Annotated in this window: 22 protein-coding genes; 15 read left to right on the forward strand and 7 right to left on the reverse strand. The window is 59.9% G+C overall.

The features are described 5' to 3' along the window. Positions 1-107: 107 nt before the first annotated feature. Together VD17_RS14925 and VD17_RS14930 are read right to left on the reverse strand one after the other, a co-directional pair. Entirely contained in the window at positions 108-1,601 is a 1,494-nt protein-coding gene (locus VD17_RS14925; protein ID WP_046054466.1) for a CoA-acylating methylmalonate-semialdehyde dehydrogenase, read from the reverse strand. 64 nt (positions 1,602-1,665) lie between these two features. Then, positions 1,666-3,015: an aspartate aminotransferase family protein gene (locus tag VD17_RS14930; protein ID WP_046054467.1), complete on the reverse strand. Its 1,350-nt coding sequence runs from the start codon at positions 3,013-3,015 to the stop codon at positions 1,666-1,668. A gap of 124 nt (positions 3,016-3,139) precedes the next feature. On the opposite strand from VD17_RS14930, the gene VD17_RS14935 reads away from it, so the two are divergent. From VD17_RS14935 to VD17_RS14960, 6 genes are all read left to right on the forward strand, one after another. Next, positions 3,140-4,060, forward strand: a complete 921-nt coding sequence (locus tag VD17_RS14935) for a LysR family transcriptional regulator (RefSeq protein WP_046044702.1) — start codon at positions 3,140-3,142, stop codon at positions 4,058-4,060. Between the two features lie 196 nt (positions 4,061-4,256). Beyond that, positions 4,257-4,907, forward strand: a complete 651-nt coding sequence (locus tag VD17_RS14940; protein ID WP_046054468.1) for a TetR/AcrR family transcriptional regulator — start codon at positions 4,257-4,259, stop codon at positions 4,905-4,907. A 7-nt stretch (positions 4,908-4,914) separates the two neighbouring features. Continuing rightward, positions 4,915-5,496, forward strand: coding sequence for an IMPACT family protein (locus tag VD17_RS14945; protein ID WP_046054469.1), 582 nt, complete (start codon positions 4,915-4,917; stop codon positions 5,494-5,496). 531 nt (positions 5,497-6,027) lie between these two features. Continuing rightward, positions 6,028-7,593: an ABC transporter ATP-binding protein gene (locus VD17_RS14950; RefSeq protein WP_046054470.1), complete on the forward strand. Its 1,566-nt coding sequence runs from the start codon at positions 6,028-6,030 to the stop codon at positions 7,591-7,593. 11 nt (positions 7,594-7,604) lie between these two features. Then, on the forward strand, positions 7,605-8,711 hold the full coding sequence (locus VD17_RS14955) for an ABC transporter permease (RefSeq protein ID WP_046054471.1): 1,107 nt from the start codon (positions 7,605-7,607) through the stop codon (positions 8,709-8,711). Continuing rightward, positions 8,711-9,637: an ABC transporter permease gene (locus VD17_RS14960; protein ID WP_046054472.1), complete on the forward strand. Its 927-nt coding sequence runs from the start codon at positions 8,711-8,713 to the stop codon at positions 9,635-9,637. The genes VD17_RS14955 and VD17_RS14960 overlap by 1 nt, the downstream gene beginning before the upstream one ends. 72 nt (positions 9,638-9,709) lie before the next feature. Here the strand turns inward: VD17_RS14960 and VD17_RS14965 are convergent, their stop codons facing one another. Beyond that, positions 9,710-10,156: a hypothetical protein gene (locus VD17_RS14965; protein WP_046054473.1), complete on the reverse strand. Its 447-nt coding sequence runs from the start codon at positions 10,154-10,156 to the stop codon at positions 9,710-9,712. An 82-nt stretch (positions 10,157-10,238) separates the two neighbouring features. Between VD17_RS14965 and VD17_RS14970 the strand changes: the two genes are divergently transcribed. The 3 genes from VD17_RS14970 to VD17_RS14980 all read left to right on the forward strand — a co-directional run bounded on the left by VD17_RS14970 (position 10,239) and on the right by VD17_RS14980 (position 12,929). Beyond that, positions 10,239-10,589, forward strand: a complete 351-nt coding sequence (locus tag VD17_RS14970; protein ID WP_046054540.1) for a MerR family transcriptional regulator — start codon at positions 10,239-10,241, stop codon at positions 10,587-10,589. Between the two features lie 25 nt (positions 10,590-10,614). Then, a complete protein-coding gene (locus tag VD17_RS14975; protein WP_033059490.1) occupies positions 10,615-11,301 on the forward strand; it encodes an SDR family oxidoreductase in 687 nt (228 codons plus the stop codon). 269 nt (positions 11,302-11,570) lie between these two features. Beyond that, entirely contained in the window at positions 11,571-12,929 is a 1,359-nt protein-coding gene (locus VD17_RS14980) for an 8-oxoguanine deaminase (RefSeq protein WP_046054474.1), read from the forward strand. 152 nt (positions 12,930-13,081) lie between these two features. Here VD17_RS14980 and VD17_RS14985 read toward each other — a convergent pair whose 3' ends face one another. Then, the gene (locus VD17_RS14985) at positions 13,082-14,170 is read right to left on the reverse strand and encodes a calcium:proton antiporter (RefSeq protein WP_046054475.1); all 1,089 of its coding nucleotides are present in this window, start codon (positions 14,168-14,170) and stop codon (positions 13,082-13,084) included. A 296-nt stretch (positions 14,171-14,466) separates the two neighbouring features. On the opposite strand from VD17_RS14985, the gene VD17_RS14990 reads away from it, so the two are divergent. The 3 genes from VD17_RS14990 (at position 14,467) to VD17_RS15000 (ending at position 17,712) form a co-directional block, all read left to right on the forward strand. Next, positions 14,467-15,549, forward strand: coding sequence for a BMP family ABC transporter substrate-binding protein (locus VD17_RS14990; RefSeq protein WP_046054476.1), 1,083 nt, complete (start codon positions 14,467-14,469; stop codon positions 15,547-15,549). Between the two features lie 161 nt (positions 15,550-15,710). Continuing rightward, on the forward strand, positions 15,711-16,676 hold the full coding sequence (locus tag VD17_RS14995; RefSeq protein WP_046054541.1) for an isopenicillin N synthase family dioxygenase: 966 nt from the start codon (positions 15,711-15,713) through the stop codon (positions 16,674-16,676). An 82-nt stretch (positions 16,677-16,758) separates the two neighbouring features. Next, positions 16,759-17,712 carry an adenosine deaminase gene (locus VD17_RS15000; RefSeq protein ID WP_046054477.1) on the forward strand — a complete coding sequence of 318 codons (954 nt, stop codon included), beginning with the start codon at positions 16,759-16,761 and terminating at the stop codon, positions 17,710-17,712. A gap of 87 nt (positions 17,713-17,799) precedes the next feature. On the opposite strand, the gene VD17_RS15005 is transcribed toward VD17_RS15000, so the two are convergent. The 3 genes from VD17_RS15005 to VD17_RS15015 all read right to left on the reverse strand — a co-directional run bounded on the left by VD17_RS15005 (position 17,800) and on the right by VD17_RS15015 (position 21,287). Continuing rightward, positions 17,800-19,179, reverse strand: coding sequence for an MFS transporter (locus VD17_RS15005; RefSeq protein WP_046054478.1), 1,380 nt, complete (start codon positions 19,177-19,179; stop codon positions 17,800-17,802). Positions 19,180-19,306: 127 nt separating this feature from the next. Beyond that, positions 19,307-20,041 carry an ArsR/SmtB family transcription factor gene (locus VD17_RS15010; protein ID WP_046054479.1) on the reverse strand — a complete coding sequence of 245 codons (735 nt, stop codon included), beginning with the start codon at positions 20,039-20,041 and terminating at the stop codon, positions 19,307-19,309. 316 nt (positions 20,042-20,357) lie between these two features. Beyond that, positions 20,358-21,287: a LysR family transcriptional regulator gene (locus VD17_RS15015; RefSeq protein ID WP_046054480.1), complete on the reverse strand. Its 930-nt coding sequence runs from the start codon at positions 21,285-21,287 to the stop codon at positions 20,358-20,360. Between the two features lie 119 nt (positions 21,288-21,406). Between VD17_RS15015 and VD17_RS15020 the strand changes: the two genes are divergently transcribed. The 3 genes from VD17_RS15020 to VD17_RS32200 all read left to right on the forward strand — a co-directional run bounded on the left by VD17_RS15020 (position 21,407) and on the right by VD17_RS32200 (position 23,155). Continuing rightward, positions 21,407-21,700: a putative quinol monooxygenase gene (locus VD17_RS15020; protein ID WP_046054481.1), complete on the forward strand. Its 294-nt coding sequence runs from the start codon at positions 21,407-21,409 to the stop codon at positions 21,698-21,700. A 34-nt stretch (positions 21,701-21,734) separates the two neighbouring features. Beyond that, positions 21,735-22,748 (forward strand): zinc-binding alcohol dehydrogenase family protein, encoded by a 1,014-nt coding sequence (locus tag VD17_RS15025; RefSeq protein ID WP_046054482.1) that lies wholly within the window; start codon positions 21,735-21,737, stop codon positions 22,746-22,748. 233 nt (positions 22,749-22,981) lie between these two features. After that, on the forward strand, positions 22,982-23,155 hold the full coding sequence (locus VD17_RS32200) for a hypothetical protein (RefSeq protein ID WP_185753156.1): 174 nt from the start codon (positions 22,982-22,984) through the stop codon (positions 23,153-23,155). The last annotated feature ends 3 nt before the right edge of the window (positions 23,156-23,158 follow it).

Raw genomic sequence — 23,158 nt, forward strand, 5'->3', positions numbered from 1 at the left:
TCCAGAATCTGCCGTCAACACCTATTTTCACAGTTCTGTCATATAGGTGAAAAAAGCCCCTGAAACGCAAAGGCCGGCCCCAAGGGGCCGGCCTTCTTCCCTTCTACTTACAAGCTAGGGAATGCGAACTGCGAAGCTTCATGGCTCGCCCGTTGTGGCCAGCGCTGGGTAATCGCCTTGCGACGTGTGTAGAAACGCACGCCGTCCGGACCATACGCATGCAAGTCGCCGAACAGCGAGCGCTTCCAGCCACCAAAGCTGTGATAAGCCACCGGTACCGGCAGCGGTACGTTGACGCCGACCATACCGACTTCGATCTCGTCGCAGAACAACCGCGCCGCTTCCCCATCACGGGTAAAGATGCAGGTGCCGTTGCCATACTCGTGATCGTTGATCAGCTGCATCGCCTCTTCCAGGCTGTTAACCCGGACAACGCACAGCACCGGCCCGAAGATCTCTTCTTTATAGATACGCATTTCTGGCGTGACGTTGTCGAACAGGCAGCCACCCAGGAAGAAGCCTTCCTCATGACCGGACACGCTCAGACCACGACCATCCACCACCAAGGTCGCACCAGAAGAAACACCGTCTTCTATATAGCCACTGACTTTGTCACGAGCCTGACCGGAAACCAGCGGCCCCATGTCCAGACCGCATGAAGTGCCGGCACCGATTTTCAGCGCCTTGATTTGCGGTACCAACTTGGCCACCAGCGCATCCGCCACCTGGTCGCCGACACACACGGCCACCGAGATCGCCATGCAACGCTCGCCGCAAGAACCATAGGCCGCGCCCATCAGTGCGCTGACCGCGTTATCCAGATCCGCATCCGGCATCAGCACCGCATGGTTCTTCGCGCCACCCAGTGCCTGAACGCGTTTGCCGCGCTTGGTGCCTTCGGCGTAAATGTATTCGGCAATCGGCGTCGAACCAACGAAGCTCAACGCTTTGACTTCCGGCGCTTCGATCAGCGCGTCCACCGCAGCCTTATCGCCGTGAACCACACTCAGCACACCTTTAGGCAGACCGGCCTCCAACAGCAATTGAGCAATCAACAACGTCGAACTTGGGTCACGCTCGGACGGCTTGAGGATGAAACAGTTACCGCAGACGATTGCCAGCGGATACATCCACAGCGGCACCATGGCCGGGAAGTTGAACGGCGTAATACCCGCCACCACGCCCAACGGCTGGAAGTCCGACCAGGCATCTATGTTCGGGCCTACGTTACGGCTGTATTCGCCCTTGAGGATTTCCGGTGCGGCGCAAGCGAACTCGACGTTCTCGATACCACGCTTCAATTCACCGGCAGCATCTTCCAGCGTCTTGCCGTGCTCTTCGCTGATCAGCTGAGCGATACGCGCTTCGTTCTGCTCCAGCAATTGCTTGAAGCGGAACATTACCTGCGCACGCTTGGCCGGCGGAGTGTTGCGCCAAGCCGGGAACGCAGCTTTAGCCGAGTCGATGGCTTTTTGAATGGTTTCGCGGCTGGCCAACGGCAGCTTGTGGATAGCCTGGCCGGTGGACGGGTTGAACACGTCAGCTGTGCGACCGTCTTCGGTCACCAGTTCGCCATTGATCAAATGCGGGATAAGGCTCATGCGGGGCTCCTGAAAAGTTGTCCACAGGCGCCCTTCAACGGGCGCCTCTATATAGAAGGGAAAATCAGTCGATCTTGTTCAGCACTTCGCCGACCGCGTCGAACAGACGATCAAGGTCTTGCGGCTTGCTGTTGAAGGTTGGGCCGAACTGCAGGGTGTCGCCGCCGAAGCGCACGTAGAACCCGGCTTTCCACAGGGCCATGCCGGCTTCGAACGGACGCACGATGGCGTCGCCGTCACGCGGCGCGATCTGGATCGCACCGGCCAAACCGTAGTTACGAATATCGATGATGTTTTTCGAACCTTTCAAACCGTGCAGCGCATTTTCGAAATGCGGTGCGACTTCAGCCACGCTCTGCACCAGGTTTTCCTTTTGCAGCAAATCGAGTGCTGCCAGGCCAGCGGCACACGCCACCGGGTGCGCGGAATAGGTGTAGCCGTGCGGGAACTCCACCGCGTACTCCGGCGTCGCCTGGTTCATGAAGGTCTGGTAGATCTCGGAGCTGGCAATCACCGCGCCCATCGGGATCGCGCCGTTAGTGACTTGCTTGGCGATGCACATCAGGTCCGGGGTCACGCCGAAGCTGTCGGCGCCGAACATCGAACCGGTACGGCCGAAACCGGTGATCACTTCGTCGAACACCAGCAGGATGTTGTGCTGATCGCAGATCTCGCGCAGACGCTTGAGGTAACCCTGTGGCGGAACCAGCACGCCAGCGGAACCAGCCATTGGCTCGACGAACACTGCAGCGATGTTCGAAGCGTCGTGCAGTTCGATCAGCTTGAGCAGTTCATCTGCCAGGGCGATGCCGCCCTCTTTCGGCATGCCGCGGGAGTAAGCATTGCTCGCCAGCAAGGTGTGCGGCAGGTGATCGACGTCCATCATCGCCTGACCGAACATTTTGCGGTTGCCGTTCACACCACCGAGGCTGGTGCCGGCGATGTTCACGCCGTGATAACCACGGGCACGGCCGATCATCTTGGTCTTGGTGGCCTGGCCTTTGAGACGCCAGTAAGCACGAACCATCTTCACCGCCGTGTCAGCACACTCGGAGCCCGAGTCAGTGAAGAACACGTGATTCAAATTGCCCGGGGTCAGGTCGGTGATTTTCTCAGCCAGCTGGAACGACAGCGGATGGCCGTACTGGAAGCCTGGCGAGTAATCGAGGGTGCCCAATTGCTTGGCGACCGCTTCCTGAATTTCCTTGCGGGTATGCCCGGCACCGCAGGTCCACAAACCAGAGAGCGAGTCGTAAACCTTACGGCCCTTGTCATCTGTCAGCCAACTGCCTTCAGCCGCCACGATCAGTCGCGGATCGCGCTGGAAATTACGGTTGGCGGTGTAGGGCATCCAGTGAGCATCGAGCTTGAGCTGGCTGGCCAGGGACGTCGGGTTGTTTTCAGGCAAGTTCATGGGCAAAACCTCGCAGGGCAATAAGCGGCATAGAGATCAAAAGCGTTCTTGCAGCTAAATTGCCACGGGGATAAAGTCGGTGAAATCCAACTCTTCTAACGTTCAGTCAGGTCACCACTAAACTATGAGCAGCCGCCGCCCCGATCCGCTGGCGCAAGTCAGTGACTTTGATATCCGCCTGCTTCGGATCTTTCGCAGTGTGGTGGAGTGCGGCGGCTTCTCAGCAGCGGAATCGGTGCTGGGAATCGGCCGCTCGGCCATCAGCCAGCAAATGAGCGATCTGGAACAGCGCCTCGGTCTGCGTTTATGCCAACGGGGCCGCGCCGGGTTTTCCCTGACCGAAGAAGGTCGCGAGGTTTACCAATCGGCCTTACAGCTCTTAAGTGCGCTGGAAAGTTTCCGCACCGAAGTCAACGGCCTGCACCAACACCTGCGCGGCGAATTGACCATCGGCCTGACCGACAACCTGGTCACCCTCCCCCACATGCGCATCACCCACGCCTTGGCGCAATTGAAGGAACGTGGGCCGGACGTGCAGATTCAGATCCGCATGATCGCGCCCAATGAAGTCGAACAAGGCGTGCTCGACGGTCGATTGCATGTCGGCGTGGTGCCGCAAGCCAGCGCGCTCTCGGGGCTGGAATATCAGCCGCTCTATAGCGAACGCTCGCTACTGTATTGCGCGGTCGGTCATCCGTTGTTTTATGTCGACGATAAACAACTGGATGACGAGCGCCTCAATAGCCAGGACGCCATCGCCCCGACCTTCCGTTTGCCCGCGGAAATCCAGGCCCATTACCAGGCGCTCAATTGCACTGCCAGTGCCTCGGACCGGGAAGGCATGGCGTTCCTGATCCTGACCGGGCGCTACATCGGCTACTTGCCGGACCACTACGCCAGTCTCTGGGTGCAGCAAGGCCGATTGCGTGCGCTGAAACCAAAGGTGCGTTTTTATGACCTGAGCCTCGCATCGGTCACCCGCAAGGGCCGTCGCCCGCATCTGGTGCTGGAAAGTTTTCTGGAGAGTCTGGCTGCGACACGCTGAAACCTGTGGGAGCGAGCTTGCTCGCGATGGCGCCAAGTCAGCCACCATCAATGCTGAATGTTAAGCCGCCATCGCGAGCAAGCTCGCTCCCACAGGGATTGTGGTGTTCAGGTTTTATTGCGTCAGGACTTGTCTGATGCCTGTGGGTGCGCTATCAACGCACTGGTTGTACCCACCCACTTGTCCGGAAGTGCCTATGACCTTTGAAGTCCCCGCTCACGGCGGCAAACCTGCCAGCCGCATTCGTCAGAAGAACGAAGAGACCATCATCAAAGCCGCCGAAGACGAGTTCGCCCGTCACGGGTTCAAAGGCACCAGTATGAATACCATCGCCCTGAATGCCGGGTTGCCCAAGGCGAACCTGCATTACTACTTTACCAACAAACTCGGTTTGTACGTGGCGGTGTTGAGCAACATCCTCCAGTTGTGGGACAGCACCTTCAACACCCTGACCGCCGAGGATGATCCGGCCGAAGCGTTGACGCGTTATATCCGCGCCAAGATGGAATTCTCCCGTCGTCAGCCGCAAGCCTCGCGAATCTTCGCCATGGAAGTCATCAGCGGTGGCGAATGCCTGACCGAGTATTTCAACCAGGACTATCGCGCCTGGTTCCAGGGTCGGGCGGGCGTGTTTCAAGCGTGGATCGACGCCGGCAAAATGGACCCGGTCGACCCGGTGAACCTGATCTTCCTGTTGTGGGGTAGCACCCAGCATTACGCGGATTTCGCCACACAGATCTGCCGCGTCAGCGGTCGCACCAAGCTGACCAAGCAGGACATGGAAGACGCCGGCGACAACCTGATCCGCATCATTCTCAAGGGCTGCGGCCTGACGGCAACGATCTAAGACACTTATGCCTTTTACCCTCAGCGGTTTTTTCGAGTACCGCGAAGAGATTCGCAAAAGCCGCTTCATCACTTTCGCCGCGCCGATCAGCAGCCCTGCTGAAGCCCAGGCGTTCATCGAACAGCACAGCGATTTGAATGCCTCGCACAATTGCTGGGCCTGGAAACTTGGCGACCACTACCGCAGCACTGACGATGGTGAGCCCGGCGGCACCGCTGGCCGGCCTATTCTGGCGGCAATCGACGCGCAGGACTGCGATCAGGTCGCGGTGCTGGTGATTCGTTGGTATGGCGGCATTCAACTCGGCACCGGTGGCCTCGCCCGGGCGTATGGCGGCGGCGCCAACAAGTGCCTGCAAGCGGCGGCAAAGGTTGAACTGATCAGTCGGGTACCGGTGAGTTGTGCCTGTGCTTTTGGTGAGTTGCCGTTGGTGAAGCTTCGGGTGGCGGAATTGGGTGGATTGGTGGTGGAAGAAACGTTCACGGCCAACGGCGTAGACCTGCAATTGGCCATCGCCGAAGGGCAGATCGATACTCTGCAAACGCAGTTGGCGGATTTGAGTCGCGGACGCATTTTGTTGCAGCACTAATCGCACCAACACCGTTCACAGCCCTTTCGTCGAGCCGCTGCATTTGCCCACATCTACTGTGCACCCGGCTGTGGATAACCTGAGCACACCCGGCTGTAACCCTTCTGTCATGCGGCTTTGCGGGCTTTGCTCACTTTTCGTCCAATCCGCCATCAAAAAAGCTAAATCCACGTAAAAACAATCAGTTAGCGCGGTTTATCACCTTTAGAAGAAAGCCACGCAGTGCTTATGCCCGAGCTTCGGGCTTGCGCACAAATACTGTGGAGCAATCTGTGGATAACCCGTTCATGGCTGTCGCCGCCCCATGCCCGGCATGGCTTGCCGCCGGTTGCTCGTTTTTTGACCAAACACCCTGTGCAAAACCGGAGCCCGATCAACGGCTTTGCCCTCAAGTGGTGCCTGGTTCGGAATCGACGTAGGGCGAGGCGCCGTCCTCAAAGCCTTTATCTGTAACGCATTTGATTTTTCCTGACTCAATGGCCAGGAAATTGCTTTGTCCACAGGCATCACTTCAATCGACCCGAGCCTGTCATGCCCAACCCCGTGCCGATCCCCGATCCAACACCTCGTCTGCAACTGCGCAGAATCAGCAAGCGCTACCCCGGTTGCCTGGCCAACGATGCCATCGATCTGAGCATTGCACCCGGCGAAATCCACGCCCTGCTCGGCGAAAACGGCGCGGGTAAAAGTACGCTGATGAAGATCATCTACGGCGTCACCCCTGCGGACTCGGGAGAGATGATCTGGCAAGGGCAACGCGTGACCCTGCGAAACCCGGCTCAGGCTCGGGGGCTGGGAATCGGCATGGTGTTTCAGCATTTCTCGCTGTTCGAGACGTTGAGCGTGGCGCAGAACATTGCTTTGGCGATGGGCGCGGCGGCTGGCACACCGAAGCAGCTTGAACCAAAAATTCGTGAAGTCTCCCGGCGCTACGGCATGGCGCTGGAGCCGGAGCGACTTGTCTACAGCTTGTCGATCGGCGAACGCCAGCGGGTGGAAATCATTCGTTGTCTGATGCAGGACATCCGCCTGCTGATTCTCGATGAGCCGACCTCGGTGCTGACCCCGCAGGAGGCCGATGATTTGTTCGTCACCCTGCGCCGACTGGCTGCCGAGGGCTGCAGCATTCTGTTTATCAGCCACAAACTCGGTGAAGTTCGCGCGTTGTGCCATAGCGCCACGGTGTTGCGCGGCGGCCGGGTGGCCGGGCATTGCGTGCCGGCCGACTGTTCGGATCGGCAACTGGCGCAATTGATGGTCGGCGAAGCCGCCGCACTGATTACGGATTATCCAAAGGTGATCGGCAGTGATGTTTTCTTGCGTGTGAGCGGATTGTCCTGGCACAACCCGGATCCGTTCGGCTGCTCGCTGAAGGACATCAACCTGGAAGTGCGCAGGGGTGAAATTGTTGGTATCGCCGGTGTCGCGGGCAATGGTCAGGATGAGTTGCTGGCGCTGCTCAGCGGCGAAGAACCTCTACGCCGCAACGACGGCGCAACGATCAGTTTCGCCGGGCAACCGGTGGCGCACTTGCGGCCGGATGCACGGCGCAAACTGGGACTGGCCTTCGTCCCCGCTGAACGTCTGGGCCATGGCGCGGTGCCGGACCTGAGCCTGGCTGACAACGCCCTGCTCACCGCCTTTCAACAAGGGTTGATCAGCAACGGCCTGATCCAGCGCGGCAAGGTCGAAGCGCTGGCCGAAGAAATCATCCATCGCTTCGGGGTGAAGACGCCCGGCCCCCAGACACCGGCCCGCAGCCTGTCCGGCGGCAACTTGCAGAAATTCATCCTCGGCCGGGAAATCCTGCAGCAACCGAAACTGCTGGTGGCCGCACACCCGACCTGGGGCGTGGACGTCGGCGCTGCCGCGACCATTCACCGGGCGCTGATTGCCTTGCGCGACGCTGGCGCGGCGATCCTGGTGATCTCCGAAGACCTCGACGAACTGTTCCAGATCAGCGACCGCCTCGGCGCTTTGTGCAGTGGTCGATTGTCGCCGCTCAAGGCCACGGTCGAAACGCGCCTGATCGATGTCGGCGGCTGGATGGCCGGACAGTTCGACGTTCCTCAATCACCCGCACACGCAACGCTTTAACGGAGTTTCACATGCTGCTTTCTCTCGAACCCCGTGGCCAGCAATCGCGCCTGATGCTGTGGTGCTCGCCATTGCTGGCGGCTGTCCTGACGTTGGGCTGTGGCTCGCTGCTGTTTATCGCGCTGGGGCATGATCCACTGCTCACGCTCCACACCTTGCTGATCGCACCGATCAGCGACCTGTATGGCGTCTCCGAGTTGCTGGTCAAAGCGCTGCCGATTCTGCTCTGCGCGTTGGGGCTGGCGGTGGCGTACCAAGCACGAATCTGGAACATCGGCGCCGAAGGTCAGTTGCTGCTTGGCGCGCTGGCCGGCAGTGCGCTGGCAGTGAACATCATCGGCATGCAAAGTCGCTGGGCGCTGGTGCTGATCCTGCTCGCCGGCACCCTGGCCGGTGCCGCGTGGGCCGGGCTGACGGCGTGGTTGCGCACGCGTTTCAATGCCAATGAAATCCTCACCAGCATCATGCTCAATTACATCGCCCTGAACCTGTTGCTGTTCTGTGTGCATGGGCCGCTGAAGGATCCGGCGGGGTTCAACTTTCCCGAGTCAGCGATGTTCGGTGATGCCAGCCGTTTGCCGCTGCTGATGGAGGAGGGTCGAGTCCACATGGGCGTGTATTTCGCCTTGCTCGCGTTGGTGGCGGTGTGGGTGTTGCTGCAGAAAAGTTTTATCGGGTTCCAGATCAAAGTGCTCGGCCTGGACAAGCGCGCAGCGGGGTTCGTCGGTTTTCGTGAGAAGCGGCTGATCTGGCTGGCGCTGTTGATCAGCGGAGGGTTGGCGGGACTGGCCGGTGTGTGTGAAGTCACCGGGCCGATCGGCCAACTGGTGCCACAGGTCTCGCCGGGTTACGGCTATGCCGCGATCACCGTGGCGTTTCTCGGGCGGTTGAATCCCATCGGTATTCTGTTTTCCAGCCTGCTGATGGCGCTGCTGTACATCGGTGGCGAGAGCGCACAGATGAGCATGAATCTGCCTCAGGCAATCACGCAATTGTTCCAGGGAATGATGCTGTTTTTCCTGCTGGCCAGTGACGTGCTGATTCTCTACCGACCGCGTTTGAATCTGCGCTGGCCCCGTCGTGCACAAACCACCGCCGTACAAGCAGGAGCGCTGTGATGGATATCGATCTGCTGAGCAATATTTTCTACGCCATGGTCCGCTGCGGCACGCCTTTGCTGCTGGTGGCTTTGGGTGAATTGATCTGCGAGAAGAGCGGCGTCCTCAACCTCGGCCAGGAAGGCATGATGCTGTTTGGCGCGGTGATCGGTTTTATCGTCGCGCTGAACAGCGGCAACCTGTGGCTCGGCGTGTTGCTGGCGATGCTTGCCGGGATGCTGTTGTCGTCTCTGTTTGCGCTGGTGGCGTTGGTGTTCAACGCCAATCAGGTGGCCACCGGGTTGGCGCTGACGATCTTCGGCGTGGGTCTGTCGACGTTTGTTGGCGCAGCGTGGGTCGGTAAACCGCTGGCGGGTTTCGAGCCGGTGGCGATTCCTTATTTGAGTGAAATCCCGCTGATCGGGCGGATGCTGTTTGCGCAGGATCTGCTGGTGTATCTGTCGTTCGCACTGTTTGCGCTGGTGGCCTGGGTGATTGTGAAAAGTCGCGTCGGGCTGATCATTCAGGCGGTCGGGGAAAACCCGGATGCGGCCAGTGCCATGGGCTTGCCAGTGTTGGGCGTGCGCACGTTGGCGGTGCTGTTTGGTGGGGCGATGGCCGGGTTGGCTGGGGCTTATTTGTCCCTGGCCTACACGCCGATGTGGGCGGAAAACATGAGCGCCGGCCGCGGCTGGATTGCCTTGGCGCTGGTGGTATTTGCCAGTTGGCGGGTGTGGCGCTTGCTACTGGGGGCGTATCTGTTCGGACTCGCCAGCATCCTGCATTTGGTGGCGCAGGGGTTGGGGCTGGCAATTCCGTCGAGTCTGCTGGCGATGCTGCCGTATGTCGCGACCATTGTGGTGTTGGTGCTGTTGTCCCGGGATGCGCTGCGTACGCGGTTGTATGCGCCGGTGTCGTTGGGGCAGCCGTGGCAGAGCGGACATTAGCGGTGCCTGCACTGGCCTCATCGCGAGCAATCGAGCGTCGACCGGCTGCTCCCACAGTAGTCCGGTTTTAACTCAGGATTGCAGGTCGACACAGATCCCCTGTGGGAGCGAGCTTGCTCGCGATGAGGCCCTGACAGGCAACACCTGAGCAACGCCCCACGCCAATTCAAAGAACAGGAAAATCACCAACAAAGAGCTGGCGCCCTGGACCAGGGCATAGAGCTGCCAAGCCGAAAACAGGAATCTGCCCACCGCGTCATACCGACCAAAAATCTGCTGCGGATCACGAATCCGCAGCACCGCCCACACGCAGACAATCGACCCCAACAGATTGGCCATCAGCATGTGCATCGGCTCAAACACCGGCAACTCGCCAGGCAAGTTGAACGCCTGACTCACACTCAACAAAACTCCATGCAACGCCGCAAAACTCCACGGCGTGACAAACGCCGCCGTCACGATCAAGTCGTACCACGCGCTGCCGCGCACCAACCGGCGATATTGCGTTGAAGTCCACATCCTTCGTGCTCCATAAATTCAGGGAGCAACAAGGCTAAAGCCTGGAGTATGCTCCAGGGTCAAGCCCTCTCGAGATGTCATGATGCGCATCGGTGAATTAGCCCAGGCCAGCGCCGTCAGTCGCGACACGCTGCGCTTCTACGAGCAGCGCGGGTTGATTGCGGCGCAACGCAGCGCCAACGGTTATCGCGACTATCCGGCGGACATGGTGCAACTGGTGCTGTACATCAAGACCGCTCAGCGACTGGGGTTTACCCTCGGCGAGATCGGCAACAGCGTCGCCGCGTTATGGCAGTCGCCCGATCCCGACAGCGCCGTCACGCAATTGCTGCAAGACAAACTCAAACTGATCGAAACCCGAATCGACGAACTCGGCGCGCTGCGTCAGGAGTTGCAGCAACGGCTCGGTCAACGTTGTCCATTGAATCCGTGATCCTCATTTATCAAGGAAGCCACTTATGTCTACGGCAAAAACCGCACTCATCATCGGCGCCTCCCGGGGCCTGGGCCTCGGTCTGGTAAAAACCCTGCTGGCCGACGGTTGGCAAGTCACCGCCACCGTGCGCAACCCGCAGAACGCCGAAGCCTTGCAGGCCTTGGGCAAGGTGCGGATCGAAAAACTCGACATGGACGACCAGCAGGCGGTCATCGCCCTGAGCCAACAACTCAAGGGTGAAGTGTTCGACCTGTTGTTCGTGAATGCCGGGGTCAAGGGGCCGGAGGTTCAGACACCGGGCGGCGCGACGTTGGCCGAAGTCGGGCAACTGTTTTTCACCAACGCCGTGGCGCCGATCAACCTGGCCCAGCGTTTTGTCGGGCAGATTCGTCCGGATACCGGCGTGCTGGCGTTCATGAGTTCGGTGCTGGGCAGCGTGACCATGCCGGATGCGCCGGAGCTGGCGTTGTACAAGGCCAGTAAAGCGGCGTTGAACTCGATGACCAACAGCTTCGTCACTCAACTGGGCGACCAGAAACTCACCGTGCTTTCACTGCATCCGGGCTGGGTGAAGACCGACATGGGCGGTGAAGGCGCCGACATCGATGTGGAAACCAGTACGCGCGGATTGGTCGATCAGGTGAACGCATACACCGGTAACGGCGGGCATCATTTTGTGAACTACAGGGGTGAAACCATTCCCTGGTAACACCGCAATCCACCTGTAGGAGTGAGCCTGCTCGCGATGAGGCAGTGTCAGCCACATCAACTGAATGACACGGCCTCATCGCGAGCAGGCTCACTCCTACAGAGGATCATTCCAAGCATGGATTTGCGTCGTCTGGTCGGGCCGGGCTTGCCCGTCGAGCGGTTTTGTTTGAAACTCCGCACCTCGTCCCCGCGACGACCCTGGATCAGCAGACAGGGTAATCACTGAGCTGGCTAACCTGAACCCCACTTTCAGAGGAGCCGGCCAACATGCCTGCGACCCGTACCTGGTTAAAAAATCCCCTCGCAATTTTCACTGCCAATGGCCTCGATGCCCGTGGCGGCCTGGTGCTGCAAGACGGTTTGATCGTCGAAGTGCTCGGCGCCGGCCAGCAACCTTCCGCGCCCTGTGGACAAGTCTTCGATGCCCGCGAGCATGTGATCCTGCCGGGACTGATCAACACCCATCACCACTTCTATCAAACCCTGACCCGCGCCTGGGCACCGGTGGTCAATCAGCCATTGTTCCCGTGGCTGAAAACCCTGTACCCGGTCTGGGCCCGCCTCACCCCTGAAAAGCTCGCCCTCGCCAGCAAAGTCGCGTTGGCCGAGTTGCTGCTGTCTGGCTGCACCACCGCGGCCGATCACCATTACCTGTTTCCGCAAGGCCTGGAAAATGCGATCGACGTACAAGTCGAAAGCGTTCGCGAGCTGGGCATGCGCGCCATGCTGACGCGCGGTTCCATGAGCCTCGGCGAAAAGGACGGCGGACTGCCACCGCAGCAAACCGTGCAGGAAGGCGAAGTGATCCTCGCCGACAGCCAACGCTTGATCGCCGAGTACCACGAGCGTGGCGATGGCGCGCAAATCCAGATCGCCCTGGCGCCCTGCTCACCGTTCTCGGTGACCCCGGAAATCATGTCGGCCAGCGCCGAACTGGCGAACAAACTCGACGTGCGCCTGCACACTCATCTGGCCGAAACCCTCGACGAAGAAGACTTCTGTCTGCAACGCTTCGGCTTGCGCACCGTGGATTACCTGGACAGCGTCGGCTGGCTCGGCCCGCGCACCTGGCTGGCTCATGGCATTCACTTCAACCCGGATGAAATCGCTCGCCTCGGCGTCGCCGGCACCGGCATTTGCCATTGCCCGAGTTCGAACATGCGTCTGGCTTCCGGCATTTGCCCGACGCTTGACCTGACGGCTGCGGGTGCGTTGCTGGGCTTGGGCGTGGACGGTTCGGCGTCCAACGATGCGTCGAACATGATGCTGGAAACCCGTCAGGCGCTGTACATTCAGCGGCTGCGTTATGGCGCCGAGAAGATCACCCCGGAATTGGTGCTGGGGTGGGCGACCAAGGGTTCGGCGAGTTTGCTCGGGCGTACCGATATCGGTGAACTGGCGGTGGGCAAGCAGGCGGATCTGGCGCTGTTCAAGCTCGATGAGCTGCGCTTCTCCGGCAGTCATGATCCGGTCTCGGCGTTGCTGCTGTGCGGCGCTGATCGGGCAGATCGGGTGATGGTTGGCGGCAAGTGGCGGGTGATTGATGGGCAGGTTGAAGGGCTGGATTTGAAGGGGTTGATTGCCGATCACAGCCAGGCCGCCCGACAGCTAATCGCCGGAACCTGACACAACACAAATCAAACTGTAGGAGTGAGCCTGCTCCGGGCGGCGTTCCGACGATAGCGGTGTGTCAGTCGACATTGAGGGTGTCGGACACACCGCTATCGTCGGAACGCCGCCCGGAGCAGGCTCACTCCTACAGGGGATTTGTGGTGTGTTCAGAGCCCCAGCAGCGACAACATGATGAATGTCGCGAACAACACAAAGTGGGTCATGCCTTCGATGGCATTGGTTTCGCCATCGTTGAGATTGATCGCGCTGACGATCAGGGTGAGGAAGATCATCACGGTCTGCACCGGGGTCATTGCCATCTGGAACGGCTGGCCGGTGTAGAGCGCCATCGCTTCCATCACCGGCACCGTCAGGATGACCGTCGACAGCGACGCGCCCAAGGCGATGTTGACCACCGACTGCATGCGGTTGGCCAGTGCCGCCCGCAACGCCGTCAAAATTTCCGGCGCCGCCGAGATTGCCGCCACCAGGATCGCCGTGATCACTGGCGGTGCACCCGTCCCTTCCAGGCCCAGGTCGAGGGTCTTGGACATCACTTCGGCCAAGGCACCGATCACCACCACGCCGAACACCAATGTCCCGATACTCAGCCCCAGATTGATGGGCTCAGGTTCTTCGTTCGGGACTTTCTTGCGGCGTTTTTCCGGGTAGCTGTAACTGAAAAAATAGCTGTGCGGCCCGACCTGCATGCGCAGGAACAAGGCGTAAAGCACGACCATCGCACCAATGGTGAACGCCGAATAGAGTTTCCAACTGGCCTCGGGGATGAACTCCGGCACCACCATGGAAACGCCCATGGCGGTGAGGATCATCACACTGTAACTGCGCGCCGAGTCGTCGTTGTAGGACTGTTCGCCGTGCTTGAGTCCGCCCATCAACGCAGCAAGGCCGAGGATGCCGTTGATGTCGAGCATTACCGCCGAATAAATCGTGTCGCGCACCAGAGTCGGCGAGGCTTCATTGCTCATCATGATCGCCAGGATCACCACTTCCACCAGCACGGCGGCCAGGGTCAGGATCATCGTGCCGTAAGGGTCACCGACTTTTTCGGCCAGCAGTTCGGCGTGATGAGCCACGCGCATGGAAGCAACGACGATGAAGGCGATCAGCACCAGGCCCGCGGTCAGCGCAATGGGTTGGCCGCTGTGCAGCATCCAGTGTTCCAGCGGATAGGCGACGACGGCTGCGAGCAGGGCCAGCAACAGAAACTTTTCTTGCTTGAGGAGTGTGAGCATTGCGGGCCTTTTTTGCCGACTGAAGCGAACAGAGTGATGAGCTACTGACTGCGGGGCGGCGCTAACGTTTCGTTACACCTTAGCGCACCAGTGGATGGCAGCTGTGCCAGGCCATGCACTTTTATTGGCTCAAGGGCCTCATCGCGAGCAAGCTCGCTCCCACAGGATTTGTGTAGGTCATGTGGGAGCGAGCTTGCTCGCGATGGCCTTCACTCGGTCTTGAGACATTTGTTGTCCTGTTGGTCAGCAACTTGCATTGGCCTTGCCAACCTCACAACAACATGGAGTTCCCATTCATGCACAAACGTCCGTTGAAGAAGCTGCTTTGCGCCGTCGCCGCAGCCATCGGTCTGAGCGCAAGCCTGACTGCCAGTGCCGCCGACCCGCTAAAAGTCGGCTTCGTCTACATCGGTCCGATTGGCGACCACGGCTGGACGTATCAGCATGAACAAGGGCGCAAGGCGCTGGCCGAAAAATTCGGCAACCAGATCACCACCAACTACGTGGAAAACGTCGCTGAAGGCGCCGACGCCGAGCGGGTGATCCGCAACATGGCCAAGGACAAATACGACCTGATCTTCACCACGTCCTTTGGCTACATGAACCCGACCCTGAAAGTCGCCAAACAATTTCCCACGGTGACCTTCGAACACGCCACCGGTTACAAGCAGGACAAGAACCTCGGCACCTACCTGGCGCGCACGTATGAAGGGCGCTACGTCGGCGGTTTCCTTGCAGCGAAGATGACCAGGACCAAGAAGGTCGGTTACGTCGCGTCCTTCCCGATCCCCGAAGTGATCCGCGACATCAACGCTATTCAACTGGCCCTGAACAAGTACAACCCCGGCACCGAGATCAAGGTGGTGTGGGTCAACTCCTGGTTCGATCCGGGCAAAGAGGCCGACGCCGCCAATGCGTTGATCGATCAGGGCGTGGACGTGGTGTTCCAGCACACCGACAGCCCGGCGCCGATCCAGGCGGCCGAACGTCGCGGCGTGTATGCCGTGGGCTACGCTTCGGACATGGCGCACTTCGGGCCGAAAGCGGTGCTGACGTCCATCGTCAACGACTGGGGGCCGCACTACATTCAGGCGACTCAAAGCGTGCTCGATCACCTGTGGAAATCGCAGGATTACTGGGGCGGGTTGAAGGAAGGCACGGTTGAACTGCCGATCAGCGATCTGGTGCCAGCGCCGGTGAAGGCCGAGGCAGAGCAGATCATCGCGGATATCAAGAGCGGTGCTTTCCACCCGTTCACCGGACCGATCAAGGATCAGGCGGGCGTCGAGAAAATTGCGGCGGGGGCGTCGGCGAGCAACACGGAGCTGGCATCGATGAATTATTACGTTGAGGGCATGAAGGCCGAGATACCGAAGTAACTCTCGCGCCGAATACAAACCCCCTGTGGGAGCGAGCTTGCTCGCGATAGCGGACTAACATTCAACATTGATGCTGAATGTTCTGGCCTCATCGCGAGCAAGCTCGCTCCCACAATGGATCTCCAGTGTTTCTCAGTCAGAGTACCTTCCAGGGCTGCCGCATGAACCAACTCCCAATCATCAACATCGCCCCGCTCTACAGCGATGACCCATCCGCCTGGCAATCCGTCGCCACCCAAATCGACCACGCATGCCGCGAGTGGGGCTTCTTCTACATCAAGGGTCACCCGATCAGCGCCGTGCGCATTAACGCCGTGCTCGACAACGCCCAACGTTTCTTCGCCCTGCCCGCTGCCGAAAAACTCAAGATTGACATCACCCAATCCCGACATCACCGCGGTTACGGCGCCATCGCCACTGAACAACTCGACCCGAGCAAACCCAGCGACCTGAAAGAAACCTTCGACATGGGCCTGCCCCTGCCGGCCGATCACCCTGAGGTGCTGGCGGAAAAACCGCTGCGCGGCCCCAACCGCCATCCGTCGATGCCTGGCTGGGAGTCGCTGATGGAGCAACATTACGTCGACATGCAGGCCTTGGCCCTAACCCTGTTACGGGCCATCACCGTGGCGCTGGGCATCGAGCGCGACTTTTTCGACACCCGTTTCGTTGAACCGGTCAGCGTGCTGCGGATGATTCATTACCCACCGCGCCACACCGCCAGTTCCGAAGAGCAACAAGGCGCCGGCGCCCACACCGATTACGGCTGCATCACCCTGCTGTATCAGGATGCCGCCGGCGGCCTGCAAGTGCGAAACGTCAAAGGCGAGTGGATCGACGCGCCGCCGATCGACGGCACGTTCGTGGTCAACCTTGGCGACATGATGGCGCGCTGGAGCAACGACCGTTACCTGTCGACGCCGCACCGGGTGATCAGCCCGCTGGGCGTGGACCGTTACTCGATGCCGTTCTTCGCCGAGCCGCACCCCGACACGGTCATCGAATGCCTGCCCGGCTGCCAGGATGAACAGCACCCGGCAAAGTATCCGGCCACCACCTGCGCCGAATTCCTGCTCTCGCGCTTCGCCGATACCTACGCCTATCGACGGGGACAGGAAGCGCTGTGATGAACCGGCTGGTCAGGTTTTGCTAATTGTTTCCACGGGCATCTGTAGAATGCTCGCCATCTGCACCTGATGAGAAAAGACTATGTACGACTGGCTGAACGCCCTGCCCAAGGCAGAACTGCACCTGCACCTTGAGGGTTCGCTGGAGCCCGAGTTGCTGTTCGCACTGGCCGAACGCAACAAGATCGCCCTGCCGTGGAGCGATGTCGAAACCCTGCGCAAGGCCTACGCCTTCAACAACCTGCAAGAATTTCTCGACCTGTATTACCAGGGCGCCGACGTGTTGCGCACCTCTCAGGATTTCTACGACCTGACCTGGGCCTACCTGTTGCGTTGCAAGGCGCAGAACGTGATTCACACCGAACCGTTCTTCGATCCGCAGACCCACACCGACCGTGGCGTGCCGTTCGAAGTGGTGCTCAACGGCATCGCCGCCGCGTTGAAGGATGGCGAGCAGCAACTGGGGATCACCAGCGGATTGATCCTGAGCTTCCTGCGCCACTTGAGTGAAGACGAAGCGCAGAAAACCCTCGACCAGGCGCTGCCGTTCCGTGATGCGTTTGTCGCCGTGGGCCTGGACAGTTCGGAGATGGGTCACCCGCCGAGCAAGTTCCAGCGCGTGTTTGATCGTGCCCGTCACGAAGGCTTCCTGACCGTCGCCCACGCCGGTGAAGAAGGCCCGCCCGAGTACATCTGGGAAGCCCTCGACTTGCTGAAAGTCCAGCGCATCGACCATGGCGTGCGCGCCATCGAAGACGAGCGTTTGATGCAGCGGATCATCGACGAGCAAATCCCGTTGACCGTGTGCCCGTTGTCGAACACCAAGCTCTGCGTGTTCGATCACATGTCTCAGCACAACATTCTCGACATGCTCGAGCGTGGCGTGAAAGTGACCGTGAACTCGGATGACCCGGCGTACTTCGGCGGTTATGTCACCGAGAACTTCGACGCGTTGTACACCCATTTGGGTATGACCCAGGATCAGGCCAAGCGATTGGCGCAGAACAGTCTGGATGCCAGATTGGTCAAACCTTAAAGTCAAAAGATCGCAGCCTTCGGCAGCTTCTACAGGGTGTACACATAACCTTGTAGGAACTGCCGAAGGCTGCGATCTTTTTTGCATCTACCCCACAGTGGCTTCGCTCAACTCCTCCAATGTCTTGCCCCGGGTCTCCATCCCGAACACCCACACCACGCCCGCTGCAATCGCAAAACACATCGCTCCCAGCGCAAACACCCCGCCCTGCCCGGTCATCGGGAACACCAGCCCGGTCACCATTGGCCCGAGCAACGAACCCACGCGGCCAATCGCCGAGGCAAAGCCCGAACCCGTGGCCCGCGCCGATGTCGGGTACAACTCCGGCGTGTAGGTGTAAAGCACCGCCCACATGCCGAACAGGAAAAACTGCATCAGCAGACCCGACGCAATCAACAGGCTGACATTGCCGCCAAACACTGCGCTCTGGCCATAAAGAAACGCCATCACCCCGCCGCCGAGCATCGTCACCACGCACACCGGTTTACGCCCCCAACGCTCCACCAGCCAGGCGGCCATCAGGAAACCGGGAATCCCGCCGAGGGAAATCAGCACCGTGTAATACACCGACTGGGTCACGGCAAAACCCGACTGCTGCAGCAAGGCACTGAGCCAGGACGTCAGGCCATAGAAACCCAGCAAGGCGAAGAACCAGACGCTCCAGATCATCATCGTGCGCTGGCGGTACAGCGGCGACCAGATCTGCCGCAACGCGGAAAAGAAATGGCCCGGCGTACTCGCCACTCTCGGCAGGCGGATCGGCTCAGGCAGATCCGAACGGCCCAGAGATGTCCGGACCCGATCTTCGATGCGCAGCAAGACCTTGTCTGCCACGTCATGGTGCCCGGCCTGTTCCAGCCAGCGCGGTGATTCTGGAATGAAAAAGCGAATCGCCAGGACAAACACCGCCGGCACCGCCAACACCAGGAAGATGTCCCGCCAGCCAATCACCGGCAGCAGGAAGTACGACAGCACGCCAGCGGCGACGAAGCCCAGCGGCCAGAAACCGTCCATCAACGCAATGTAGCGCCCGCGCCGTTTGGCGGGAATCAGCTCTGAAAGCATCGACTGAGCGATGGGAAACTCCATGCCCATGCCGATCCCCAGCAGGATTCGAAACAACGTCAGTGTTTCGACGTTCTGCGCCGTGGAGCACAGATAACTGGCGATCCCCCACAACACGATGCTCCACTGAAACACCGGTTTGCGGCCGAAGCGGTCGGCCAGCATGCCCGACAGCGACGCCCCCACGACCATGCCGAAGAAGCTCGAACTGGCCAGCAACCCAGCCTGCGCCGTGCTCAGGCCAAACTCGGTTTTGATCGAGCCGAGCAGGAAGGTCATCATCGCCAGGTCCATGGAGTCGAAGAAAAACGCCAGGGCAATGATGATGAAAATGATTCGGTGATAACCGCTGATGGGCAGCCGTTCCAGTCGTTCTGCCGCGCTGAAGCCTCGTGTTTCCATACCACATTCCCCCAATCCGAAAGTCCCCGGACGAGTGTGCGCGATAGCTGCTGGGGGTTACTGCTGGATGCGACCTGTTCGCAGCTCTGAACGACGCCCGAAGCTACGGACGTCGATCTCGATGCGTCTACAACGCCATTTCCAGCTCGGTTTCCTTGGCGAACCGATGGATTTCACGCTGCCCCGCGGCGGTGATCTGCAAGGCTCGCGAATCGTTGGGCAGGCTCAGCCAACCTGACTGCATGAACAATTGCAGCAACGCCGCACCCAGTGATCCGCCCATGTGCGGGCGTCTTTCGCTCCAGTCCGGACATGCGCAGGCGACTCGGTTGTTGCGATGAGCCAGCGCCTGGATGAACACACCCCGTGTCGCCAATTGCGTGGCGCCCTTGTGGGTGATCATGACCCGCTGATCGAACTGTTCGATCCAGCCTGCATCCAGCAGACGCTGGTAAAGATCGGCGGCAAGGGTGCCGCCCAAATGATCGTCACAAAGCCTGGCGCGCAAGAGTGACGAAGGTGCCGCCTGAGGTTTGACGATGGGTGTCGTGCGCTTGAAAATGTCCGGGATTTCCCGAGGCGTGCTGGCCAGGGTGGCGCTGGCCAGTGCCTCTATCGCGGCCCCCACTTCAGGCGCGGCAAGACGGAAGAACCGCTTGCGGCCGCGGATTTCGACTTTCAACAGACCTCCGGCGGACAAACGCCCCAGATGCGCACTGGCCGAAGACGGTGACAGGCCGGCCAACAAGGCCAGCTCTTCGGTTTGCCGTGCCGAGCCGTCCATCAAGGCCCACATCATTGCGCTGCGCTTTGGGTCAGCCAGCAACGTGGCGATCTGGCTGATGCAAGGTGCATGTTCCATGTATTCACTCCCTGTTGAATCGTTTCGTCTACTGCTCAGAGACATCTTGACCAGTAATGTGTCGTCGGCCAAGGCGTGGAAACCGCCATAAACCGGGCAAAGCCGGCCAATCGCACAGGCCATTGCTTCGCAGGTTTCGCAAAGCCGCGGCGATTGACCATGGGCCTGGCTGACTCGGACGTGGACTCGCCATGGCGAGATCGACGGTGCGTACATGAGGCGGGCGCTAGTATATGCGGGTTAACCGCCGGTTCCTGCCCTTGGGAAACCATTGGTGGTGATAGTTCCTGAGTGAAATTTCGCTATTTGCCTGCGACTAATGATCGGCGCCCGATAACGTCGGAAATTGGCTACTCAACCGGGCGCATCGGCTGGCGAGCATTTCCCGCAAAAGGTTCACCGGCTTACTCAATTGTGCGCGATGGGCGCACAGCAAATTCAGCGGTGCGCGCTCACAGAGCAGTTCCGGCAGGAGCACTTTCAATCGACCGGCCAGCACATCGGCCGCGACATCGAGCCAGGATTTGTAGGCAATCCCGGCACCCGCCACGGCCCACAGCCGCACGACATCGGCGTCATCGCTGAAACGATCGCCGCTGACGGTCAGGCTGACCTCGCGTTTGCCGTCGTGGAAACTCCAATGATCGTGGACCCGGCTGCCGAGCATGAACAGCAGGCAGTTGTGCTGAGCCAGTTGCTCCAGTTGCCGAGGCTCGCCATGCCGAGCCAGGTAACTCGGAGCGGCACAGAGGACGCGGCGGTTCTGCGGAGCAATGGGCAGCGCCACCAGGCTTGAGTCTTCCGGCTCGCCGTAACGCAGGGCGATGTCCACCGGTTGGCGGAACAGGTCGGCGATGCGGTCGCCCAGCAGTAAACGCACCGTGAGCTTCGGATGCTCTCGCTGAAACTCGTCCAGCCAGGGCAGCAGCAGATTGCGGCCAAAGTCCGAAGGCGCCGACAGCTGCAAAATCCCGCTGACCTGGTCCTGACCACTGGCCAACAAACGGCGCCCCTCATCGAGATTGCTCAAGGCGGCCCGAGCGTATTCGAGAAACCCTTCGCCTTCAGCCGTCAGTCGCAGGCTGCGGGTTGAACGGGCGAGCAACCGGGCGCCGAGCTGCTGTTCGATGCGCTTCAACGCTGCACTGGCTACCGCGGCCGACATGTCCATCCCCCGCGCCGCCGCTGACAGACTGCCCAGGTCCGCCGCCCGGACAAACAACTGCAAGTCATCGAAACGCAGCATTGTTCAGCCTCGATTATCAAAAAAATTTTGAAAGAGACTGCTGTTTTAGCGGGTTTTATCTTGCAGAGAAATAGCCAATCATCCGCCCCATCGAACTCATCCCGCTCCCGGAGCCGAACATGTCCCAGCCTTTCACCGCTATCGCCACCCTCATCGCCAAAGCCGGCCAGCAGGACGCCCTCGAACAGCATCTGCGAGCGCTGCTGGAACCGACCCGCGCCGAGACCGGTTGCGGTCAATACGACTTGCATCAGGACCTCGCCAATCCTCACGCCTTCTACATGATCGAAAAATGGAGCAGTGACGAAGCCCTGCAGGCTCATGACGCCAGCGCGCATGTCCAGAACTTCCGCGCCAAGGCAGGCGACTTTCTCGAACACTTCGACCTCAAGCGCCTGCGCGCCATCGTCTGATTTCTTCCTTCTTTATTACTTTTCAGGAGCTCCAATGAAAGCCATTGCCTACTACGCCTCGTTGCCAATCAGCGACGTAAACTCGTTGCAAGACATCGAACTGCCAGAACCGGTTGCGGGCCCGCGTGACCTGTTGGTGGAAGTCAAAGCCATCTCGGTCAACCCGGTGGACACCAAGGTCCGCCAGAACGTCCAGCCTGAAGCGGGCGCGCCGAAAGTGCTGGGCTGGGATGTGGCCGGTGTGGTCAAGGCTGTCGGCAGTGAAGTCACACTGTTCAAGGCCGGCGACAAAGTGTTCTACGCCGGCTCCATCGCCCGTGCGGGCGGCAACAGCGAACTGCATGTGGTCGATGAGCGGATCGTCGGCCATATGCCGAAAACCCTCGGTTTCGCCGAAGCCGCCGCGCTGCCGCTGACCGCTATCACCGCGTGGGAATTACTCTTCGAGCGTCTGCAAGTGCGCGAAGGCAAAACCGATGAAGGCCAGAGCCTGTTGATCGTCGGTGCTGCTGGCGGTGTGGGGTCGATTCTTACGCAACTGGCCAGCCAACTGACCGGGCTGAAAGTCATCGGCACCGCTTCCCGCCCGCAAACCCAGAGCTGGGTACGTGAGCTGGGTGCTGACCTGGTGATCGATCACAGCCAGCCGTTGAGCGCAGAACTCAAACGCGCGGGTGTCGATCAGGTGACCCACGTCGCCAGCCTGACCCAGACCGATCACCACCTGGATCAGTTGATCGAGGCACTGGCGCCGCAAGGCAAACTGGCCCTGATCGATGATCCGAAGGCGCTGGACGTGACCAAGCTCAAGCGCAAGAGCCTGTCGCTGCACTGGGAGTTCATGTACACCCGCTCGTTGTTCGAAACCGCAGACATGATCGAGCAGCACAAACTGCTCAACCGCGTGGCGGGGCTGATCGACGCCGGGACGTTGAAGACCACGGTCGGCGATCACTTCGGGACCATCAACGCGGCGAACCTGCGCCGTGCCCATGAGCTGCTCGAAAGCGGCAAATCCAAGGGCAAGATTGTGCTCGAAGGGTTCTAAAGATCAAAAGATCGCAGGCTGCGCCAGCTCCTACGAGGTCGGGTGTACCCCCCCTGTTTCCGGTCGTACACAAATCCTGTAGGAGCTGGCGCAGCCTGCGATCTTTTTGCATTTCAAACCGTCAGTCCGAAGGTTGACCCTTGTCACAATTGCGATCGTATTCGGGTCTACAATCGTGAAGCTCTGTGACGAATTCCTTTAAGTGACATCTTTTACGAGAGGAGAGATCAGCAATGAAGATCCTGATAAAAGAACTGGCAAAATCCCAGTGGCAAGTCCGTCTGGACCAACACGTCGTCACATTCCGCAGCGAAGCCGAAGCTCGCGCTTTCACCCGCACCCTTGAAGCGCGACTGCAAGCCCCTCATCAAATTACGGAACACCAGCAGCAGCGTGCCGTTGGCTGAGTC

It is taken from the genome of Pseudomonas fluorescens (assembly GCF_000968015.1).
GTDB lineage: Bacteria > Pseudomonadota > Gammaproteobacteria > Pseudomonadales > Pseudomonadaceae > Aquipseudomonas > Aquipseudomonas fluorescens_W.

Coding starts and splice junctions, on each gene's coding strand:
- VD17_RS14925 (WP_046054466.1), bottom strand. CDS start 1,601: ATGAGCCTTATCCCGCATTTGATCAATGGCGAACTGGTGACCGAAGAC.
- VD17_RS14970 (WP_046054540.1), top strand. CDS start 10,239: ATGCGCATCGGTGAATTAGCCCAGGCCAGCGCCGTCAGTCGCGACACG.
- VD17_RS14980 (WP_046054474.1), top strand. CDS start 11,571: ATGCCTGCGACCCGTACCTGGTTAAAAAATCCCCTCGCAATTTTCACT.
- VD17_RS15010 (WP_046054479.1), bottom strand. CDS start 20,041: ATGGAACATGCACCTTGCATCAGCCAGATCGCCACGTTGCTGGCTGAC.
- VD17_RS14955 (WP_046054471.1), top strand. CDS start 7,605: ATGCTGCTTTCTCTCGAACCCCGTGGCCAGCAATCGCGCCTGATGCTG.
- VD17_RS15015 (WP_046054480.1), bottom strand. CDS start 21,287: ATGCTGCGTTTCGATGACTTGCAGTTGTTTGTCCGGGCGGCGGACCTG.
- VD17_RS14930 (WP_046054467.1), bottom strand. CDS start 3,015: ATGAACTTGCCTGAAAACAACCCGACGTCCCTGGCCAGCCAGCTCAAG.
- VD17_RS14990 (WP_046054476.1), top strand. CDS start 14,467: ATGCACAAACGTCCGTTGAAGAAGCTGCTTTGCGCCGTCGCCGCAGCC.
- VD17_RS15025 (WP_046054482.1), top strand. CDS start 21,735: ATGAAAGCCATTGCCTACTACGCCTCGTTGCCAATCAGCGACGTAAAC.
- VD17_RS14975 (WP_033059490.1), top strand. CDS start 10,615: ATGTCTACGGCAAAAACCGCACTCATCATCGGCGCCTCCCGGGGCCTG.
- VD17_RS14945 (WP_046054469.1), top strand. CDS start 4,915: ATGCCTTTTACCCTCAGCGGTTTTTTCGAGTACCGCGAAGAGATTCGC.
- VD17_RS15000 (WP_046054477.1), top strand. CDS start 16,759: ATGTACGACTGGCTGAACGCCCTGCCCAAGGCAGAACTGCACCTGCAC.
- VD17_RS14940 (WP_046054468.1), top strand. CDS start 4,257: ATGACCTTTGAAGTCCCCGCTCACGGCGGCAAACCTGCCAGCCGCATT.
- VD17_RS14995 (WP_046054541.1), top strand. CDS start 15,711: ATGAACCAACTCCCAATCATCAACATCGCCCCGCTCTACAGCGATGAC.
- VD17_RS14960 (WP_046054472.1), top strand. CDS start 8,711: ATGGATATCGATCTGCTGAGCAATATTTTCTACGCCATGGTCCGCTGC.
- VD17_RS14985 (WP_046054475.1), bottom strand. CDS start 14,170: ATGCTCACACTCCTCAAGCAAGAAAAGTTTCTGTTGCTGGCCCTGCTC.
- VD17_RS14965 (WP_046054473.1), bottom strand. CDS start 10,156: ATGTGGACTTCAACGCAATATCGCCGGTTGGTGCGCGGCAGCGCGTGG.
- VD17_RS15005 (WP_046054478.1), bottom strand. CDS start 19,179: ATGGAAACACGAGGCTTCAGCGCGGCAGAACGACTGGAACGGCTGCCC.
- VD17_RS15020 (WP_046054481.1), top strand. CDS start 21,407: ATGTCCCAGCCTTTCACCGCTATCGCCACCCTCATCGCCAAAGCCGGC.
- VD17_RS32200 (WP_185753156.1), top strand. CDS start 22,982: ATGAAGATCCTGATAAAAGAACTGGCAAAATCCCAGTGGCAAGTCCGT.
- VD17_RS14935 (WP_046044702.1), top strand. CDS start 3,140: ATGAGCAGCCGCCGCCCCGATCCGCTGGCGCAAGTCAGTGACTTTGAT.
- VD17_RS14950 (WP_046054470.1), top strand. CDS start 6,028: ATGCCCAACCCCGTGCCGATCCCCGATCCAACACCTCGTCTGCAACTG.